Below are 621 nucleotides of genomic sequence, written 5' to 3' on the forward strand. Positions count from 1 at the left end.
GACCTCGGAGAATATTGCGCTCTCCGTCTCGAACGCCGCGTCGCAGTGGGACGCGCGCACTGAGATGTGCGAGCACAAAGGTATTGGTCATCCGGACAGCATTTGCGACGGGGCGGTCGAGGCTGGTGCCCGCGCCCTATGCCGGGCTTACCTCGAAACCTACGGGTCAATCCAGCATTTCAATCTCGACAAGGCGCTGATGATTGGTGGCATGAGCGCACCGAGATTTGGCGGCGGCGAACTGCTGCGCCCAATGCGATTGATAGTCTCCGGCCCGGTTACCGAACTTCGGTCGACCACGGCTGAAGCAGTCGTTGAGCAGGCCATTCGCGAGTACCTGACAGCGAGCTTAGGCGAGATTGGAAATCAGGTTCGCATCGAGCTCATTCTGCGCCCTTCGGCTCCGAACCTCCGGCGGGTGACTGGCTCCTCAGTCCCACTGGCCAATGACACGTCCTTTGGTGTCGGCTATGCACCATATTCCAGCCTCGAAAGCTCGGTGCTGTCTGTCGCGCGCCTCCTCGGCTCACGTGGATTCAGGGACGCTTTCAAGGTGGCAGGCCACGACTACAAGGTCATGGGTAGTCGACTGGATGCGCATCACCGCCTCACCGTTGCTCT

Annotated in this window: 1 protein-coding gene; it reads left to right on the forward strand. The window is 60.4% G+C overall.

Annotated elements, in window-relative coordinates; genetic code table 11:
- On the forward strand, window positions 1–621 hold a 621-nt coding region (locus CF70_RS07645; protein ID WP_414629434.1), incomplete at both ends, for a methionine adenosyltransferase.

This window comes from Cupriavidus sp. SK-3 (assembly GCF_000611145.1).
In the GTDB taxonomy this organism is placed as follows: domain Bacteria; phylum Pseudomonadota; class Gammaproteobacteria; order Burkholderiales; family Burkholderiaceae; genus Cupriavidus.